We start from the raw sequence: 18,116 nt of genomic DNA on the forward strand, positions 1-18,116 counted from the left end.
GCTGACGATGCCGTACAAGCTGCTGTCCCTGGCCTTCGGCATGCTGGGCGGACAGCTCGCCGGTGTGCTGTTCGAACAGCTCTGGAAGCGGGTCGCCGGCCAGGACGACGCCCCGGACGCGGACGACCGCAACTACTCCTGGCGGCAGGTGCTGGTGGCCGCGGCCATCGAGGGCGCCCTCTTCGGCCTGGTGAAGGCGGCCGTCCAGCGGGCCGGTGCCCATGGCGTCCACAAGGCCACCGGGCAGTGGCCCGGCGACCACTGACCGGCGGCGACCGCCCGGTACGCGGGGGCGCCGGCGACCTTGAGCGCGAGGAGCGAAGACGATCATGAAGAGGGGCGGCGGACCCGGCGCCGAGGGCGCCCGCGCATCGGACACCGCCCGGCCGGGCCGTCCCGGCCAGGGGCGCACGGGGCCGGGCGCGCACGTGAAGCCCAGGGCCCGCGCCGGACGCAGAACCCCCGACGGGCCGACGGAGTTGCCGCCGGTGTCGTGGTGGGGTGCGGTCAAACGCACCTTCGGCGAGTACCAGGACGACGATCTCGGCGATTGGGCCGCCGCGCTCACCTACTACTCGGTGCTGTCGATCTTCCCGGCCATGCTGGTGATGGTCTCGCTGATCGGTCTGGCGGGGAACTCGGTGTCGCACGACCTGATCACCAACGTGGGCACCATGGCGCCTGGATCGGTGAAGGAGGTCCTGACGAACGCGCTCACCGAGCTGCAACGGGGACGCGGTGGCGCGAGCGTCACAGCGCTGCTGGGGCTGGCGGCCGCCCTGTGGTCGGCGTCGGGGTACGTGGCGGCCTTCATGCGTGCGAGCAACGCGGTCTACGACGTGCCCGAGGGCCGGCCGATCTGGAAGACCCTGCCGCTGCGCCTCGCCGTCACCGTGGTGACCCTGGTGCTGGTGTCGGCCTCGGCGATCGCGGTGGTGGTCTCCGGGCCGCTGGCCCAGAAGGCCGGCGACGTCCTCGGGCTGGGGTCGGCTGCGATCACCGCGTGGAACATCGCCAAATGGCCGGTGCTGCTGGTGGTGGTCAGTTTCCTGTTCGCCCTGCTCTACTGGGCCTCCCCCAACGCCAGACACCGGTTCCGGTGGGTCACCCCGGGCGGGGTCCTCGCGCTGGTGCTGTGGTTGGCGGCCTCGGCCGGGTTCGCGTTCTACGTGAGCAATTTCAGCTCTTACAACAAGACCTACGGCAGCCTCGCCGGAGTGATCATCTTTCTGGTGTGGTTGTGGATCACCAACCTGTCGATCCTGCTGGGCGCCGAACTCAACGCCGAACTCGAACGCGGCCGCGCCATCGCCGGCGGTCTCCCGGAACGCGCCGAGCCCTACGTCGAACCCCGCGACACCCGCAAATTCGACGACGAAGAGCGCCAGGAACTCAGCGAAGCCGAACGACGGCAGCCCTGAGCCCGTGCCCGGCGCATGGTGCGGCCCCCAGTCGAGCGGTGAGCGCGGTCTTCCGCCGGTGCGGCGCGTTCTTCGTGGTGCCCACGACGAATCACAGGCCGCCGAGGGCGGCCAGCCAGGAGCCCACCACCGCGACCGGGCGGTTGGCGCTGGCCAGCAGGAACAGCCCGCCCGCGAACACCGCGATCGCCGGAAGGATGGACAGCACCAGGCGCCGAAGTAGGGGCCGGCGAACGGAATGAATCCGCCTCACAGCGCCAGCAGCATCAGCAGCAGGCCGTTGAGCCGGCCGCGCGAAGACTCGGTCACGATGGGCTGGGCGGGGTCTCGTGGCGGCGGCCGCGATCGGGCCAGTGGACGTCGGTGGCCCAGCCGAGGCGTTCGAAGAGGCGGATCAGTCCGGCGGTCAGGTCGATCTGGCCGGGTCGGCGGCCGTGCCGGGCACAGGACGGGTCGGAGTGGTGGCCGTTGTGCCAGCTCTCCCCGAACGAGGGCAGGGCCAGTGGCCACAGGTCGGTGGAGCGGTCGTGGCGGCGGGTGGGGTGCGGACGCGTGCCGATCATGTGGCACAGGGAGTTGATGCTCCAGGTGATGTGCTGCAGCAGCGCGACGCGGATCAGCCCGGCCCACAGAAAGGCGGTCACCCCCGCGTGCCAGCTGCCGGTCAGCGCCCATCCGGCGACGAACGGCAGTGTCAGCGACAGTGCGCACAGGGCGGGGAAGGCCCGGCCCACGTGCATCATCGTCCGGTCGGCCTGCAGGTCGGGGGCGTAGCGGCGGGTGGAGGTGGGGTCGTTGCCGAACATCCAGCCCAGGTGCGCGTGCGCCAGTCCGCGGAGCTCTCCCCGCAGGCCGGTGCCGTACCGGTAGGGGGAGTGGGGGTCGCCGGGGCGGTCGGTGAAGGCGTGGTGGCGCCGGTGGATCGCCACCCAGTCGATCACGCTGCCCTGGAAGCTCATCGAGCCCGCGACGGCCAAGACGATCTTCAGCCAGCGGCGGGCGGTGAAGCTGCGGTGGGTGATCAGCCGGTGGAACCCCGCCGTCACGCCCAGGCCCGTCACCACGTAGAGGGTCAGGCCGAGCAGCACGTCGATGATGGTGATCGCCCGTCCCCAGGCGAGCCACACCCCGGCCGCCAGCGCGGCCAGCGGCGCCACCACGATCGCCCCGGTCAGCGCCAGCCGGACGCGCTGACCTGCCGTCCTCGTCCCCGGCGCGTCATCGGGACGGTGGAAGGGGGCGGCACCGTCGTAAGGGTCGTCGTCGCGGCGGGGCCCATGTTCTCCCGGCCGCAGAGCGGTGCCCTGATCGGTGCTCATGATGCCCTCATCCGGCAGCGAGACGATTACTGGTCGGGGCCGTCCGCCCGCAGCGCACCGGACGGCCCCGAGATATCGGCACAGCCTCAGCAGATGGCTGACCGTCCCTCAGTCAAGGCGACCGGCCGGTCTCGGGGAAACAGCCGATCCACGCAAAGGCCATCACCGGAGCCGATCGCCTCGCTTCGAGCACCTGGGCAGTCATCGGCGGCGGTGATGATCCCTTTGCGGATCGGCTGTTTCCTGCCCGGCGCGGGCGGGATTCACTTGGGGCGAATGAGAAGCCCCGTTCCCGTGCTCCTGCGGAACACACCGGGGCCCCTGCCTCGACCGGTCCGGAAGACCGTTTCCCGGCAGCCATCGATTCAAGGCTCGTCTAGGAGCTCGGTATGGGCATCATCGCCTGGATCGTTCTCGGCCTGGTCGCCGGAATGATCGCCAAAGCCCTCATTCCCGGCAGGGACTCCCACGGACTGATCATCACCACCCTGATCGGCGTCGCCGGAGCACTCCTGGGAGGCTTCCTGGCCACCCGGTTGTTCAACGTCGACGGCGTCCAGGGATTCTTCAACATCTCCACCTGGATCACCGCCATCGCCGGATCGGCGCTCCTCCTCCTCGCCTACCACCTCATCACCGCACGCCGGGGCGGCGGACGCGGCAATGGCGGACGCCGGAACGGCCGGCGTTCCGGCCGCCGCTCGAACAGCTGGGCAGGCCGCAGATGAAACCGCCGTGCTGACCGACCTGATGCATACAGCACCACCGCACACCGAGGACGTCAGATGAGGGTCAGGCGAGCGGATGACGGCGCGATCCCTGACGGCTACGCACGGGCGTTCAGGGCGTCCGACGAAGCCGCGTTGCAACGACGTCGCCTCTGGGTTCGGAACGCCTTCGAGCAGGCCGCCTTGAGACGGGCTCAGCAGCGCCGCCGCTGGGCACGCGATGCCGTTTAGGGCGCCGCCCGGATACGCGCTCAACGGCTCCGCAGGCAGGAGGCCGCGGGCTTTGCCGGCCGATCCCTTCCAAGAGGATTCGCCCCGGCGGCCGGGGTCACCGATGACGGCCGTCGCCTCTCCGCGGTCTTCCGGGACGCGCTCCGGCGCGTCCATCCCGATTCCGCCGAGAACCGCGCCGCGACCCAGGACCGCTCAACGATCGAACTCCTCCAGCGGGCCCGCAAGGACCTGAAAGACGCGGGACTGTGGTCATAGGCGCACCGAGCCATTCCTGCGCTCCCGCAGAGCACATACCGCGCACGGCATGACGGGAGTAGGACATCATGGAGCCGCTGCGACCCGGCGACCCATCCCGGCTTGGCGGTTTCCGGATCCTCGGCCGGTTGGGCGAGGGCGGCCAGGGGATGGTCTATCTCGGTGAGACCGGCGGCGGGAAGCCGGTCGCCGTCAAGGTGATGCATCGCGGCGGCGACGAGCGGGCACGGGCAAGGTTCGTCCGCGAGGCGGCCGCGGCACGGCGCGTGGCGGGTTCGTGCACCGCCGCCGTGGTGGCCGCCGAAGCCTATGGCGATCGCCCCTTCATCGTCTGCGAGTACATCGCCGGGCCCTCGCTCCGGGAGCTGGTCCGCCGGCAGGGTCCGCGCCGCGGTGGTGACCTGGACCGGCTGGCGCTGGGCACGGCCACCGCCCTGGCGGCCGTCCACCAGGCCGGGATCGTGCACCGCGACTTCAAGCCCGCCAACGTGCTGGTCGGCCCGGACGGGCCCCGGGTGATCGACTTCGGCATCGCGCGGGAGCTGGAGGCGAGCACGAGCGCCACCAGCCAGCTGATCGGCACACCCTCCTACATGGCCCCCGAGCAGTTCGCCGGCGAACGCGCCGGGCCGCCCGCCGACATGTTCGCCTGGGCCACCACGATGGCCTACGCGGCGAACGGATCACCCGCGTTCGGCGATGACACGATCCCGGCCGTGATGCGACGGATCCTCGACGGGGATCCCGAACTGGGCCGGCTGACGGGACGACTGCGCGCCCTGGCGACCGCATGCCTGGCCAAGGATCCGGCCCTGCGGCCCGATGCCCGCCAGGTGATGTGCGACCTGCCTGCGGCCGCCACCGGCTCCCGGCGCGCACACGCACCTGGATGAGGGGCCCGCCGGCGAATCCCCGCTTCGCGGTTCACCCATCGGTCCGGGCGCTCCGGACGGGAGGACCGGTACGCGGCATCGCCGCATACCGGTCCGTGGTCCAGCCGCGGGGGCGGCTCAGAGTGCGAGGATCTGGTCGAGCATCTGGTGGTACCGCCGCAGCCCGATCCGGAGCCGCTCGGTGTCGCCGCTGGAGATCTCCTGCTCGAGCGCGTGCTTGCGTTCATCGAGCGCGCTCGCCAGCGAGCTCACCACTTCGTCGTTGAGTTCGCGCGCCTGGCGCACGGCCGCGTGAGGGTCGTCGACGAACGCGGCCTGCAGGTCATGCCAGCGTTGCTGGATCTCCTTGGTGCGCTGACTCTCGAACAGCGATCCGAGGTCCTCCATCCCGCCGTTCGCCGGGACGCCCTCCATGCCCTCGCCATTCCGGTCCTGCGGCCCGGCCTCCTCGGTCGGGTTCTCGGTCGGGTTCTCGGTCGGGTTCTCCTCGACGCTCTCATCGCCGCTCGCGGGCAATGCCTGGGGCCCGATTTCGGCCGGGCTGTCCGCGGAGCCTTCTGCTGGGCCGTCCACGGGGGTGAGCCTTTTCGGCGTGAGGTGGTCGTATTCGGTCATGGGGCTCAGCCGTCCTCGGGGGTGTCGGAGTGATCGGTGACCTTTCGATGCCGCGGGGCGCCCTCGGCGCCGGCGGTGGAGGGTGCCGTGCCGGCGGCACCGTCGTCGAGCAATTCCTCGAAGAGGGTGCGGTAATGGCCCGTGGCCTGCCGGAGTTCCTCGGTCGAGGCCCCCTGCCCGGCCGCACGAGCACTGATCCCATGGGCCCTCCGGTAGTGGTCCAGCACGCGGGAATGCCCGACGGACAGATCGGCGACCCGCTGCTCAAAATCCTGCGTTCCGTATCCGCGGTCGGCCATGACGCGCCTGATGAGCCGGTCGGCGTCGGACAGCGCGTCCTCGGGGGCGTCCACGAACCGTTCCTGCACGCGGGTCCACTCGGCGTGGTAAGCCTGCCGGGCCGCCGGGTCCAGGGGATGCAGGTCCATGTGCTCGACGCGGTTCCGCCTGCTCACCAACTGGCGCTCGGCCTCACGCCGGTTCCCGATGGCCTCCACGGTGCGGTCGTACTCCGGGCCGAACTGCCTGCGCAGCCCGTCGCGCCTCCGCATCGTCCACGCGACCAGCGCCACCACCGCGACCGCGACGATCACTACGACGATGACAACGAATACCAGAGAGAGGGTCATATGATCTGCCTGCCCTTCCGAAACACATCAACCACCCGCCCCGATCAGGGGCATCTATATTTCGCATCCGAAACCGGAGAAGTCGCAACGAGGCCGAACAGGAATCAGGCGCGGACGAGCAGATCGCGTCTCCCGAATGCCAGTGAATTTCACTGCTCATGCCGTCATCAAAGGCCATTCTTGTTCAGCTGGATAGGGACAGGTCGAGAAGGGTTCATCACCGAGGCCGATCACACCTCGGGCTTTGGAGGAGCGCGGGCCGTACGCGGGCACCCGGTGACGGCGATCCCGCCTCCAAGCGTGCGGTGGTGGCGCCGCGTCGTCGGCCGGTTCGAGGCTCGGGATCGTCCGGGGCCGCCCGAGTCGTCCTTCCAACGGGCGGCCCCGGAGAGATCCGGCCGGTCCCCCGACACGGCGGATCACTGCTCAGTGAAGATGATCCGTCGAGTGACGGCTATGAGGCATTCGAGCATGGCTCATCTCTTTCAGAGCTTGCCGGAGCCGCATCGCGGACGGAGACCGCGGCGACCGGCGAGCCGACGGATCAGGGTGCGGGTGGGACGTCGCGCCGGAGATGGGCGAGGGCTTCTTCGGCGAATGGCCGGGCGTCGTGGACGCACTGGCAGTCGGGTCCGTGCGCGTCGCGATGCCAGACGATCAGGAACTGCAGGGCGAGCTGGTTGACGCGGTAGTCGTGTTCGGCCTCCAGCCGGTCGGTCTCGGCTTGGCGGTTCTGGGAGAGCAGGATCAGCGGGGCCGCGTAGGCGGCCTGGGTGGAGAACACCAGGTTGAGCAGGATGAACGGGTAGGGGTCCCAGCGCAGCAGCGCGCCCAGCAGGTTGAGGGCCAGCCAGCCGGCCACGATGAGCGTCTGCACGATGATGAACCGCCACGACCCGAATACGGCGGTGACCGAGTCGGCCAACCGCTCCCCGCGGGTGCGCTGCTCGTAGCGGCGCCGGTTGGCCGGATGCAGATGGGTGCGCGGCCGAGGGGTGATCATCGCGGTGGCGGGACGGGAGACCGGCCCGCCTCCACCGGAGCGGCGAGGCGGGTCCGGCGTCCTGACGCGGATGGAGTCGACTGAGCCCGGGGCTCAGGGGCGTGCGCCCGAGCGTGAGCGACGGAGTTCCCGATGGGGGCCTTCTCAGGTGCCGGCAGGGGGAGCGGGCAGGTCCCCGGCCGTGGTCGCGGCGGGGTGCGGGGCGCCGTTCGGCGTGACGGCGGGGAGGGCGGCGGCCTTCTCGCGGGCGAGGAAGGCTCCGAGTTCGGCGATGGTGGTCATCAGCGGGGCGGGGAACACCACGGTGCTGTTCTTGTCGACGCCGATCTCGACCAGGCTCTGCAGGTTCCGCAGTTGCAGCGCCAGAGGGTGGGCCATCATCGTGTCCGAGGCGTCGCCGAGGGCGGCGGCGGCCATCGACTCGCCCTCCGCGCTGATGATCTTGGCGCGCTTCTCCCGCTCGGCCTCGGCCTGCTTGGCCATGGCGCGTTTCATGGTCTCGGGGAGCTGGATGTCCTTCAGCTCGACCAGGCTCACCTCCACGCCCCAGGCGATGGTGGTGACGTCGAGGATCTCGCGGATGTCGGCGTTGATGCGGTCGGTCTCCGACAGCGTCTGGTCCAGGGTGTGCTGCCCGACCACCTTGCGCAGCGTGGTCTGGGCGATCTGGTCGATCGCGGCGCGGACGTTCTCGATCGCCACGACCGACTTCACCGCGTCGGCCACCCGGTAGTAGGCCACCGCCGACACGTCCACGCTGACGTTGTCGCGGGTGATGATGCCCTGCGACTGGATCGGCATCGTGACGATCCGCAGCGTCACCCGCCGCATCACGTCCACCACCGGAATGATCAGACGCAGCCCCGGCTCCCGGACACCGCGGACCCGGCCGAGCCGGAACAGCACCCCCTGCTCGTACTGCTTGACGATCCGCACCGCCATCGCGAGCAGCAACAGCGCCACCAGCACCACGATCACGGCAACGGCGACCAGGATTCCCATCGGATGCTCCGCTCGGTGGGGGCCCGAGCCCGGACGGGCCGTGTGGAGGACCCCGATTACAGCCAATCCCCTGCGGCCACCGGGGGATACCGCCGATACGGGCTGAGCCGATCACCACGACCGATCACCGCGATCGGTCACCGCGATCGGTCACCGCGCGGAGGCGGGGTGGGTCAGCCGACCGGCTGGTCGGCGGTGGCCAGCCAGCCGAGCCGTTCGGACATGCTGCGGGCGCAGGCGACGACGGCCTGGACGTGATCGGAGTCGTCGGCGGCGCGCCACAGGATCGACCAGGGGTAGAACGAGGCGGGAGCGGTGAGCGGCCGCCAGATCGTCCCCGGAAGGGCGGAAATGCAGGAGGACGGCACGCAGTACAGGCAGCGGCCCTCGGCGACCAGCGCGGACGCGGCACGGATGCTGTCGACGGTCCCCTGGTGCACCGTCGGGGTGAAGCCGGCGGCCCGGCATATCTCGACGGTGAACTGGTTGAACTCCGGGGCCTTCATCTCCTCGGCCAGCAGCAGCGGCTCGCGGGCGAGGGCCTCGACGGGCACCTCGTCCAGGTCGGCGAACCGGTGCCCGCGGGGGACCAGGACGCCGAGACGGTCCCGGCGGAACAGATGCGAGGCGACCCCGCTCGGCGCGAGTGCGGCACGGCCGATGCCCACGTCGAGCCGCCCGTCGACGAGCTGCTGGTACTGCTCGGGAACCCCGACCTCGACCTGGTGGATCACCAGGTCGGGGTAACGGGCCTGGGCCTCGTGCAGGATCTGCGGCATCGAGTCGTAGCTGGCGTCGATGATGCCCACCCGCAACGCCGGCGCGGACCCCTGCGCGGTCCGGGCGACCTGGGCGGCGCGCTCCACGTGTGCGAGGATCTGCCGCGCCTCGACCAGGAACGCCGCCCCCGCCGCGGTCAGGGCGACATAGTGCGTGGTGCGCTCCAGCAGACGCACGCCCAGTTCCCGTTCCAGCCGCTGCACCTGCTGGCTCAACGCCGACTGCACGATGTGCTCGCGCGCCGCCGCACGACCGAAATTCAGCTCTTCGGAAACGGCCACGAAGTAGCGGAGCTGGCGCAGTTCCACATCTCCCGCCTTCCGAGGCGAAACAGCGAGGCCCCTCCAGCAGCGTACATTGCGATGTGCCCTGAAGCTCCGCATCGCCGGGTCGGCGGTTATCGCCACTGCTGATGACTCTTGCCCGTATTGCCCAGTTCGGTCCGGCCGGAGATCGCGCTCAACTGGGTGGTGGGCGCCTTCCACGCGCCCGAGCCCGCCGGTGGCGTTCGAACCGGTCGTCCCTCACCGGAGGGCATCCATCAGGGAGCCGAAGACCATGACCACGATCCTTCCCGCAGGCGGCCCCCGGAGCCGCGCACCGGACCGGACCGGCGCCGCGGGGAACCTGCGGGGCAGCGACTACGCGGTGCTGTCCCGGGAGGTGAGACGAGCCGGTCTGCTGGCCCGGCGTCCCGGCTACTACTGGGTGAAGGCCGCGACGAACCTGCTGCTCCTCGCCGCCGGCTGGACCGCCTTCGTGCTGGTCGGCCCGTCCTGGTGGCAGCTCGCGGTGGCGGCGTTCCTGGCGGCCGCGTTCACCCAGACCGCGTTCCTCGGCCACGACGCGGGCCACCAGCAGATCTCCGGGTCCAAGCGGGTCAACGTCCTGCTCGGGCGGCTGCACGGAAACCTACTGGTCGGCCTCGGCTACGGCTGGTGGGTCGCCAAGCACAACCGGCACCACGCCCACCCCAACCGGGTCGGCCGCGATCCCGACATCGCCACCGGCGCGATCGCCTTCACCCGCGAGAACGCCCAGGCACGCGGCGCCCCCGGCGTGTGGCTGGCCCGCCGCCAGGCCTGGCTGTTCTTCCCGATGCTGCTCCTGGAAGGGTTCCACCTGCATCTGGCGAGCGCCCGGGCGATGGCCGGCCGCGGCGCGACCTCCCAGGCGAGCACGCCGGGAACGGCCCGGCTGGTCGAGGGCGCCCTGCTGCTCGCCCATGCCGCCGGATACCTCACCCTCCTGCTCTGGGTCCTGGCTCCCGCCCAGGCCGTCGGTTTCCTCCTGCTCCAGCAAGGACTCTTCGGGCTCTATCTGGGCTGCTCGTTCGCTCCCAACCACAAGGGCATGCCGATCTTCGGCAAGGACCACGAGGCCGACTTCCTGCGCCGGCAGGTGCTGACCGCGCGCAACATCCGCGGCGGCCGGATCACCGACTTCGCGCTCGGCGGACTGAACTACCAGATCGAACACCACCTCTTCCCCTCCATGCCGCGCCCCAACCTGCGCCGCGCCCAAGCCCTCGTGCGCGCGTTCTGCGCCCATCACGACATCGCCTACTGCGAGACGAGCCTCACCGGCTCTTACGCCCAGGTACTGCGTCATCTGCGCGCGGTCGGCGGGCCCCTGCGCCCGGAACTGGAGTACTGACCCGGCGACAACGCACCACGACGCCCGGAAGGGGTGGTTCGATGAACCACGAGATGAGGGTCCGCGCCATGGCCTCGGGCGTGCCGCACAGCCACAACGGCTCGGCGCCCCGCTGCGAGCATCTGGACGGCCTGACACCCGTCACGCCACGATCACATGGTTGCGCGGCGTGTGAGGCGCGGGGCGAGGGGTGGACGGCCCTGCGGATCTGTTTGACCTGCGGCTGGGTGGCCTGCTCCGACGACTCGCCGCGCCGGCACGCACGAGCGCACTACCAGGAGACCGACCATCCGCTCGCCGCCGCAATGCAGCCGGGATCGACGTGGAAATGGTGCTACGTCCACGAACGTTCCGTCTGACGCGGCCGTTACTCGGAGTTACCATCGGTGCCGGAGGGCACATAGGTGGTTGTGGGGAAACCGAACGAGCCCGCGGACGCGGTGGATCGCAGCGAAGGCTTCGGTGAGCGGCTGCTGGGACAGCTGCTGGACCGGGCGCACGAGATGCCGCCCCAGCTCATCGCTCCGCTGGTGGCCGAGGAGGTGCGCGCGATCGGCGGCTGGGACGTCTCGATCCTGCTGCAGGACTACGCCCAGCAGACGCTGGTGCCGCTGCCGGGTCGGGGCCTCGTGGAGGGTGAGCCGGTGCCGCTGGAGGGGACGCCGGCCGGACGCGCGTTCCTGTCGGAGACCGTCGTCGAAACTCGGCAGGCCGACGGTGTGCGAATGTTCCTGCCGCTGCTGGACGGCAGTGACGAGGTCGGCGTGATGTCGCTGACCCTGGACAGGATCAACGACGACGACCGCCGGCTGCTGCGGCGGCTCGCGGGCCTGGTCGCCGACATGCTGGTGACCAAGAACAACTACACCGACCAGTTCCTGCGCGTGCGGCGGCGCGCGCTGATGAGCGTGCCCGCGGAGATCCAGTGGTCCCTGCTGCCCCCGCTCACCATGACGACGCCGCAGGTCGCCGTCGCCGGAATCCTCGAACCCGCCTACGACGTCGCCGGCGACAGCCTCGACTACGCCCTCAACGACGACGTCCTGCACCTGGCCATGATCGACGCGATGGGCCACGGCCTGAACGCCGCGGTACTGGCCACCGTCGCCGTGGGCGCCTACCGGCACGCCAGACGCGCCGAAGCCGGCCTCGCCGAGTTGTACGCGTTCATGGACAACGCCATCGACGAGCAGTTCGGCCCCGACCATTTCGTCACCGCGCAGATGATGCGCCTGAACATCGGAACGGGCCTCCTGGAATGGGTCAACGCCGGCCACCCGGCACCCATGCTGATCCGTGACCACCAGGTCATCTGCGCACTGGAAGGCCACGGGACGCTGCCCGTCGGCTTCGGCGGCTCGACACCCCTGATCAACCAGCGGCGGCTCCGCCCCGGCGACCGGGTCCTGGCCTACACCGACGGCCTCATCGAAGAGCACACCACCGGCGGGGAACAGTTCGGCGAGGAACGCCTGATCGCCACCATCGAACGCGTCGGGCCCGCCAGCGCGACCGTCCAGCAGATGGTGCGCGACCTCTCCTACCGCCTCATGGGGGAACGAGGCGGGATCACCAGCGACGACGCCACCCTCTTCCTCATCGAATGGCGCGGCGGCACCGCCGACCACCTGGCCCGGCCGCTCCTGTGACCGCGAGCCTCCGGCCGGACCGCGCGGCCCGCCGGCGAGGCTGACCGCGACGGTCGGACGAGCCGGCCGCGACGGGCACCGGCACGATGCCCTCCGGCCCGTACGCCACCGGGCTGAGCGCGTCGAGCGACAACGCCGCCAGTCCCCCGAAACTCGTCAGATGGTCCTTGTCGCCATCCCCGTGCCGCGGCGCCGCCTCGACCTCCGCATCCCGCCACCCGGATCCCAGGAGGGCCGTCATGCCGTGGGGAGGGCCGCTGACCGAGCGGCGGCGAATGCATGCCCCCTGGATTCCCCGCAGAGACCGCGCTCATCCCGGCGACGTATCGCAGCGACAGGGACAGCGGGGCAGATATGCGACGTCCCGCGCGTAGCGGTTCTGTGCGCGGCGTCCTTGGTTTCAACGCGCCGAACGATCATCTCCTGAAGAGAAGAGACGTTCGAGAATCCGCTGTTTCCGCTGCGGCCGGGAGGCGGTTGAATGGTGCTGAGACGAGCATGCGAGTCCGGCGATCACGAGACGCATCCGGGCCGAATTCATGGCTCGTATAAGGAGTCCGTTCATGGGCATCGACGCCTGGCTCGCTGATTCGATTTCACCGAAGGGCGGCGTGTGATGCCGATGGCCGGTATCGCCCTCCTCATGATCGGCGCGATCCTCGTTTTCGCCGTCACCGGGTCCGTGAGCGGTGTCGATCTGCACGCGGTCGGCATCATCTTCATGGTCGCAGGCGTGGCCCTGCTGCTGCTTCAGCTGGTCATGCGCGGCAGGCCGCGTCCGAAGCGATGGTCGGCCCGAAGCCGCCAAGACGCCATCGACGAAGCCGCCGCCGGGCAGGGACGGCAGGGGGTGCCCGATGACCATGAAGGATGAATACCTTCGGCTGGTGACGGGGCTCATCGGCGGCATGGTCATCGCGGTGGCGATCGTCTGCGTGCTCATCGCGGCGGTCGCCGTCGTCGTTTCCTGACGGGGTTCACTGGTCGGCGGCCGGGTCCCGTTGCCACCAGGCGAAGGAGTGGATGTACCGGACGCGCTCGCGGGAGGGCCGGCGTCCATACGTCAGGGCAATGATGCCGCGGCCGTCCGCGTGGCCGGGCGGCCGGCCGGCGGCCCCGGACTGGGCGCCGGGCGGCGCGGTCGCGGCGGCACGGATCTCGCCCAGCAGCAGGCGGGCGGATGCGCGCAGTTCCAGCCGCAGATCGATCGGGCCGCGCGCGGCAGCACGGGTGAGATGGTCCTGGACGAGCGCCGTCAGCTGGTCGCTGAGGTCTCCTGCTGCCGACCCCAGCCCCCATGCTCGCAGCGCATCGCGAACCGTGCCGCGGACCTGCCCCGCCGCCGCCCTCCCGGCGGGCAACCGCCACCGGCCGGTGCGCAGACCGGGACGCGCGGCGGCATCGACGTCGTTCTCGTCGGGGATGCTCACAGTCCTCTCCGATCGGAAACCAGCCCGGATCGGGACGTGCGCCGCAGGGCGGGCCGGTGTCGCGGAACCGGGCTCGGTCTGGTCACATCGCCTCTCTTGTGCCCAGCGCTCATGCGGTCATGCGGCGAGCCCCGCGGGGACCTTCCGAGCGGGCCGGGCGGCGAGCGCGCGGTCGAGGCCGGTGGCGCGGACCAGCGCGGAGACCTGTGGGCCCGGGGTGGCCAGGCGCAGGGTGATGCCGAGGCCGGCGGCGCGGTGCCGGATGCCGATGAGCACGGCCAGTCCGGCCGTGTCGGCGGAGGTCACCTCGGTCAGGTCGAGGATCATCAGGCGTCCGCTGTGCCGCAACGCACCGATCAGGTGCTCGCGCAACGCCGGAGCCGCGGCCGCGTCCAGGGCGCCCGACAGTGCGACGATGGTGTGGCCGGGACGCCGGTGGGCGGGCATCCGCACCTCGTCGGGGGTTCGGGGGAGATTCGCCGTGGTGGGCGCGGTGGTGGTGAAGGTGTTCATGGGGATCTCCGATCGCAGATGGGTGGAAGCTCCGTGCCCGGACGCCCGCATGACGGACCGGCCGGGCAGCGGGTACGGATCAACGCGTCGCGAGGTCTCCTCGAGGGCGTCCGCCCTCGGATTCCCAGGCGTCCTCCGAGTCGTTCTGGGTGCCGGCCCGGTCCGTCCGGCCGGGTGCTGCCGTGAGGGCGGCCGGCAGGTCGGGGGTGTGCAGGTGGTTGGCGGGGTGGGAGGCCAGTTCCATCACCGCCTCGGCCTCGGCGCGGGTCGTGGAGACCGGGACGGTGAGCAGGTCGACGCGCCGCCCGTCGGCATGGATCGCTGTGAGGAGCCCGGCGGGAAGTGAGTCGAACCAGCTCAGCCGCATAACTCAGGAGCCGCGGGGCGCAGCCGCAGCCGTGGTGTCGAGGGTGGTGACAGGCTGATCGTTGTGCGGCGTTCGGTGGCGGTCCACATGGCCGGCACCTTCTCTTGGAGTTCGATCGATGCGGCGAGCCGGTTTCTCATCGGAGGCGCTTGCGGGTCAGCGGGCGCAGTTGGGTGAGGCGGGCGGTGCCCAGGATCAGGGTGACCGCGATTCCGGCGGCCATCGCGGCCAGGAGCACGACCGCCAGCGGACCACGCCACGCTGGTGCGGGTCACCGTCACCGCCTGCGGGGCCGGCCGGGTCCTGTGTCGACTGGGCGAGCCGGGGCCGGGCTGGAAACCCGCACCGGGACGGCTGCTGATGCGAGGCTCGTACGAGGTCGGCATGACTCCCCCTCTCGGGGCGAGCCGGTGTGACGGAACAACCTCAGAACGAAGTTGTCGTCGTTGCCGGATGATCCGATCCTACTCGACAATTCTTAATTCATCGCAGATTCTGAAAATGATTTTCCGGGAGGCGTCCAAGGGCGCGAGAGCAGTATTCATTGCCGCCCGAGCGACGGTCATCAGCGCAAGTGATGACGTGTGCACGCATTGCCTGTTTCCGCGGTAAGACCGTCCGGCTCTAATGAGAACCAGCCAGTCGCTGCTGGGGACCGCGCCGGCTGGTCCAGGGCCGCCCGCTCCTCCCCGAGCCGGGCGGCCCTGAACCGCAGCCGACCCGTTGGGGAAGAGGGCATCGGCAGGTCGGCGAACCGGGAGTGAGCCGACCACCCCGAGCACCGCCCGCGGATCAGCCGGCCTGGGACGAATTGGACGACGAAGACCGGGGAAAATGAATCCCCCCGGAAATACAGGGAGTCCCGATGATCCAAATGGCCGACATCCGGGAATGGCGCACCCGGACCGTCGTCGACTCCGGCGGCCACAAGATCGGCACGCTGGAGTCGGTCTACGTCGACACCAGCACCGACGAACCCGCCATGGCCACCGTGCGGATCGGTCTGCCCACCCGGCACCGCCTGGCCTTCGTCCCCCTGGAAGGCGCGACCGCCGGCCCCGGCTACGTGCGGGTCGCCCACGACAGGTCGCGGGTCAAGCACAGTCCCGCCATCGGCACCGACGACGTCCTGCCCGCCGAGGACGAGGAAGCCGTCTTCCGGCACTACGGCCTGCACTACGAACCCGGCGCCGGCGGCGAGCGCCAGCTCGCCCGCCGCTGAACGCCCGGACCCCGACCGAAGGAGTGAAGGCACGTGATGGTCTTCGTCCTCGCCGTGGTCATCGTCGCGCTGGTGCTGGGCATCCTCGGCATCCTCGTCCACGGCCTGTTCTACCTGCTGATCATCGGCGTCATCGTTCTCGTCGCCGATCTGGCGTTCCTCGCCGTGCGCTCGACCAGGCGCGAACGGCCGCTTCGCTGATCACCTGCACGTAACCGGCCCCGGCATCAAACCGCGTCGTTGTCCGCGGGCGGGTCGAAGTCGACGTCGACGTTCTCGAACCCCTTGTGGCGTTCGGTCTCGGCATAGGAGGCGTAGGCGCGCCGGTCTCCGGCGGTCAGCTCGACGTTGTCGGTGAAGGGCGTCAGCAGGCTGCGGGGCCACAGCCGCCGCTCGCGCACCACGTTGATCTCCGCCCCGGCCACGAAGACGACCGCGCCCAGGTAGATCCACGTCAGCAGACCGAGCACGAGACCGAACATGCCGTAGGTGGCGGTCGCGCCCTTGAGCATGTGGGCGAGCAGGAACGCACCGGCCCACTGCACCGCCTGCCAGACCAGCGCCGAGACGATCGCCCCCGTCCGGACCTGCTTGACGGTGAGCGGCCGGGCGGTCAGCACCCGGAACGTCACCGTGAACAGCACGACGTTGATGCCGACCGCCGCTACGATGGCGCCCGCCCGAACACCGGCACCGAAGACGCCACCGGACGCGGTCACCGCCGACAGCAAGGTCGTCGCCAGGATCACCCCGCCGCCGGCCCCCAGCAACGCCAGGCTGCGCAGCCTGGAGGCGATCGGGTTCGGCCGCGAGTTGCGCGGCACGCCCCAGATCTTGTTCAACGCGTTCTGGACGGCCTGCACGACGCCCAGACCGCCGTACAAACTGCCCGCCACACCCGTCACCAGCGCCAGGACGCTGCCGTGGAAGGAATGGACGTTCGCACCGATCTGATCCCCGATGACCGGGAACTGGGCGAGCGCCGAATCCAGCACACGCTGCTGCAGCCCCGGATTGCCCTGCAACGCGAACCCCAGTCCGGTGACCAACAGCAGCAGCAGTGGAAACAGCGACACGAAGCCGTAGTAAGTGATCAAGGCCGTGAGGTACGTGCCCTGGTCGTCCACGAACTTGTACACCACCGCCAGCGGCAGCCCCACCCAACGATGCCGCCTCTGATAGGCGTCCACCCGGCCGACCACTCCCACACGGGTCTTCTTCCCTCGCCACGACCGAGCCAACGCCCCACCGCTCCCCTCTCGGCCGCCTGCGACGCGGCGCTCAGCCGCGAGCTGGATGGACGGCCCCCTCGCCAAGGCGACGCCGCCATCGCGGGCCGGTCAGACCGCGGCGGGTTCCAGGATCCTCGCCACGTGCGAGCGAGGGAAGGCCAGACGCATCGAGACGCCCAGAGCCAGCGGCTCGCAGCGACGGCGACGAACCGATCTAAGGTGTGGGACGTACGACATGCCACCGGTCCCCCGGATCAGGCGCCTGTCACTCCTTCTGACCTGGGCCGGGACGAGCCCGCACCAGCACCGAACAAGGCACCACCGGACGAAGCTCCACCGGACGAAGCTCCGGCACCCGCACCGCTCCCCGCCGAGTCCGCACGTCCCGGCGCGTCGAATACGCGATCCCTCCGTGCTCCGCCTGTGCGGGGCCGCTCCTGACGCGCCGACCTTCCCGCGCGACACCTGCGAACCATCCCAGCGTGACACCCACGATGATCGAGCGGCAGTCCGGCTCGATCGTGCTGGTCGCATCCATCAACGGTCTGGAGGCCGGGCCGACTGGCGGGGCAGCTGATTCACGCAGGCGGCTTGGTGCCTGCCGGGGCGGGCGAGAACGTCCGGTAATGCCCCTGCCGCGGGACGATCTGCACCCGCTGGCTCATCTCCCCGGCCCGTTCGAACCGCAGCTTCAGCGTCGTGTAGGCACCACCGTGCACGGCCTTCCGCAGCCCCTTCAGCACGACCTTGGAACCGCTCCCGGTGTTCAGCGACACGCCCTCGCCGGCCGGCAGCGCGATCACCCTGCCCTTGATGTCGGTGACGCCGGCGAAGTCCGGCGACGCCACCGCGACCAACTTGTCACCGGGCCCACCCATCCGCGCGATCAGCGTCCCGTACACGGGCGCATCCGCCCCGGCCGCCAGCTCAGCCGGCGGCTCCGGCCCCAGCACGATCAGGTTCCGGATCTTCACCTGCGGCGTCCGCTCCGGGCTCGGCACCGAGGTCGTGACCACCCGCGACTCCTCCCGCCGTCCGGACGCGCCGCCCGAGCACCCCGCAAGCACCACCCCGCCGGCGGTCAGGGCCACGATCCACCAGAAACGTTGAAAGATCACCTCAGCGACGTACCCCGTCCCCACCCGCCCACGGTCAAGCCACTCTTATC

General features: G+C 70.4%; 21 protein-coding genes. 10 read left to right on the plus strand and 11 right to left on the minus strand.

The window, feature by feature from the left end:
- Window positions 1-7 precede the first annotated feature (7 nt).
- Together ACA514_RS23810 and ACA514_RS23815 are read left to right on the plus strand one after the other, a co-directional pair.
- The gene (locus ACA514_RS23810; protein WP_375043429.1) at window positions 8-265 is read left to right on the plus strand and encodes a DUF4235 domain-containing protein; all 258 of its coding nucleotides are present in this window, start codon (window positions 8-10) and stop codon (window positions 263-265) included.
- Window positions 266-479: 214 nt separating this feature from the next.
- Window positions 480-1,421 carry a YihY/virulence factor BrkB family protein gene (locus ACA514_RS23815; protein WP_375043430.1) on the plus strand — a complete coding sequence of 314 codons (942 nt, stop codon included), beginning with the start codon at window positions 480-482 and terminating at the stop codon, window positions 1,419-1,421.
- Between the two features lie 305 nt (window positions 1,422-1,726).
- Here the strand turns inward: ACA514_RS23815 and ACA514_RS23820 are convergent, their stop codons facing one another.
- Complete coding sequence (locus ACA514_RS23820; RefSeq protein WP_375043431.1) at window positions 1,727-2,740, minus strand: acyl-CoA desaturase; 1,014 nt, start codon at window positions 2,738-2,740, stop codon at window positions 1,727-1,729.
- A gap of 389 nt (window positions 2,741-3,129) precedes the next feature.
- Here ACA514_RS23820 and ACA514_RS23825 point away from each other — a divergent pair, with 389 nt between their 5' ends.
- Window positions 3,130-3,468 (plus strand): GlsB/YeaQ/YmgE family stress response membrane protein, encoded by a 339-nt coding sequence (locus ACA514_RS23825; protein ID WP_375043432.1) that lies wholly within the window; start codon window positions 3,130-3,132, stop codon window positions 3,466-3,468.
- Between the two features lie 557 nt (window positions 3,469-4,025).
- Window positions 4,026-4,850, plus strand: coding sequence for a serine/threonine-protein kinase (locus ACA514_RS23830; RefSeq protein WP_375043433.1), 825 nt, complete (start codon window positions 4,026-4,028; stop codon window positions 4,848-4,850).
- A 117-nt stretch (window positions 4,851-4,967) separates the two neighbouring features.
- Here ACA514_RS23830 and ACA514_RS23835 read toward each other — a convergent pair whose 3' ends face one another.
- The 5 genes from ACA514_RS23835 to ACA514_RS23855 all read right to left on the minus strand — a co-directional run bounded on the left by ACA514_RS23835 (window position 4,968) and on the right by ACA514_RS23855 (window position 9,187).
- On the minus strand, window positions 4,968-5,465 hold the full coding sequence (locus tag ACA514_RS23835; protein WP_375043434.1) for a hypothetical protein: 498 nt from the start codon (window positions 5,463-5,465) through the stop codon (window positions 4,968-4,970).
- A 5-nt stretch (window positions 5,466-5,470) separates the two neighbouring features.
- Complete coding sequence (locus ACA514_RS23840) at window positions 5,471-6,094, minus strand: hypothetical protein (protein ID WP_375043435.1); 624 nt, start codon at window positions 6,092-6,094, stop codon at window positions 5,471-5,473.
- Between the two features lie 544 nt (window positions 6,095-6,638).
- On the minus strand, window positions 6,639-7,097 hold the full coding sequence (locus tag ACA514_RS23845; protein WP_375043436.1) for a DUF1003 domain-containing protein: 459 nt from the start codon (window positions 7,095-7,097) through the stop codon (window positions 6,639-6,641).
- Window positions 7,098-7,241: 144 nt separating this feature from the next.
- Window positions 7,242-8,099 (minus strand): slipin family protein, encoded by an 858-nt coding sequence (locus ACA514_RS23850; RefSeq protein ID WP_375043437.1) that lies wholly within the window; start codon window positions 8,097-8,099, stop codon window positions 7,242-7,244.
- Between the two features lie 173 nt (window positions 8,100-8,272).
- The gene (locus ACA514_RS23855) at window positions 8,273-9,187 is read right to left on the minus strand and encodes a LysR family transcriptional regulator (RefSeq protein ID WP_375043438.1); all 915 of its coding nucleotides are present in this window, start codon (window positions 9,185-9,187) and stop codon (window positions 8,273-8,275) included.
- 250 nt (window positions 9,188-9,437) lie between these two features.
- Here ACA514_RS23855 and ACA514_RS23860 point away from each other — a divergent pair, with 250 nt between their 5' ends.
- The 4 genes from ACA514_RS23860 to ACA514_RS23875 all read left to right on the plus strand — a co-directional run bounded on the left by ACA514_RS23860 (window position 9,438) and on the right by ACA514_RS23875 (window position 13,058).
- Complete coding sequence (locus tag ACA514_RS23860; RefSeq protein WP_375043439.1) at window positions 9,438-10,535, plus strand: fatty acid desaturase family protein; 1,098 nt, start codon at window positions 9,438-9,440, stop codon at window positions 10,533-10,535.
- 41 nt (window positions 10,536-10,576) lie between these two features.
- Window positions 10,577-10,894 (plus strand): UBP-type zinc finger domain-containing protein, encoded by a 318-nt coding sequence (locus tag ACA514_RS23865; protein ID WP_375043440.1) that lies wholly within the window; start codon window positions 10,577-10,579, stop codon window positions 10,892-10,894.
- Between the two features lie 81 nt (window positions 10,895-10,975).
- Window positions 10,976-12,184: a PP2C family protein-serine/threonine phosphatase gene (locus ACA514_RS23870; protein WP_375043441.1), complete on the plus strand. Its 1,209-nt coding sequence runs from the start codon at window positions 10,976-10,978 to the stop codon at window positions 12,182-12,184.
- A gap of 622 nt (window positions 12,185-12,806) precedes the next feature.
- Window positions 12,807-13,058, plus strand: coding sequence for a DUF6458 family protein (locus ACA514_RS23875; RefSeq protein WP_375043442.1), 252 nt, complete (start codon window positions 12,807-12,809; stop codon window positions 13,056-13,058).
- Window positions 13,059-13,161: 103 nt separating this feature from the next.
- Here ACA514_RS23875 and ACA514_RS23880 read toward each other — a convergent pair whose 3' ends face one another.
- From ACA514_RS23880 to ACA514_RS23890, 3 genes are all read right to left on the minus strand, one after another.
- Complete coding sequence (locus tag ACA514_RS23880; RefSeq protein ID WP_375043443.1) at window positions 13,162-13,614, minus strand: hypothetical protein; 453 nt, start codon at window positions 13,612-13,614, stop codon at window positions 13,162-13,164.
- 117 nt (window positions 13,615-13,731) lie between these two features.
- Window positions 13,732-14,127 carry an STAS domain-containing protein gene (locus tag ACA514_RS23885; RefSeq protein WP_375043444.1) on the minus strand — a complete coding sequence of 132 codons (396 nt, stop codon included), beginning with the start codon at window positions 14,125-14,127 and terminating at the stop codon, window positions 13,732-13,734.
- Window positions 14,128-14,206: 79 nt separating this feature from the next.
- Entirely contained in the window at window positions 14,207-14,494 is a 288-nt protein-coding gene (locus tag ACA514_RS23890) for a hypothetical protein (RefSeq protein ID WP_375043445.1), read from the minus strand.
- A gap of 865 nt (window positions 14,495-15,359) precedes the next feature.
- Between ACA514_RS23890 and ACA514_RS23895 the strand changes: the two genes are divergently transcribed.
- On the plus strand, window positions 15,360-15,716 hold the full coding sequence (locus ACA514_RS23895; RefSeq protein ID WP_375043446.1) for a PRC-barrel domain-containing protein: 357 nt from the start codon (window positions 15,360-15,362) through the stop codon (window positions 15,714-15,716).
- Between the two features lie 33 nt (window positions 15,717-15,749).
- Complete coding sequence (locus tag ACA514_RS23900; protein WP_375043447.1) at window positions 15,750-15,917, plus strand: hypothetical protein; 168 nt, start codon at window positions 15,750-15,752, stop codon at window positions 15,915-15,917.
- 26 nt (window positions 15,918-15,943) lie between these two features.
- Here ACA514_RS23900 and ACA514_RS23905 read toward each other — a convergent pair whose 3' ends face one another.
- A complete protein-coding gene (locus ACA514_RS23905; protein WP_375043448.1) occupies window positions 15,944-16,924 on the minus strand; it encodes a YihY/virulence factor BrkB family protein in 981 nt (326 codons plus the stop codon).
- Window positions 16,925-17,526: 602 nt separating this feature from the next.
- Window positions 17,527-18,066 carry a hypothetical protein gene (locus tag ACA514_RS23910; protein WP_375043449.1) on the minus strand — a complete coding sequence of 180 codons (540 nt, stop codon included), beginning with the start codon at window positions 18,064-18,066 and terminating at the stop codon, window positions 17,527-17,529.
- Between the last annotated feature and the right edge of the window lie 50 nt (window positions 18,067-18,116).

Origin of the sequence: Actinomadura sp. NTSP31 (assembly GCF_041951385.1) — a bacterium.
Classification (GTDB): domain Bacteria; phylum Actinomycetota; class Actinomycetes; order Streptosporangiales; family Streptosporangiaceae; genus Spirillospora; species Spirillospora napierensis.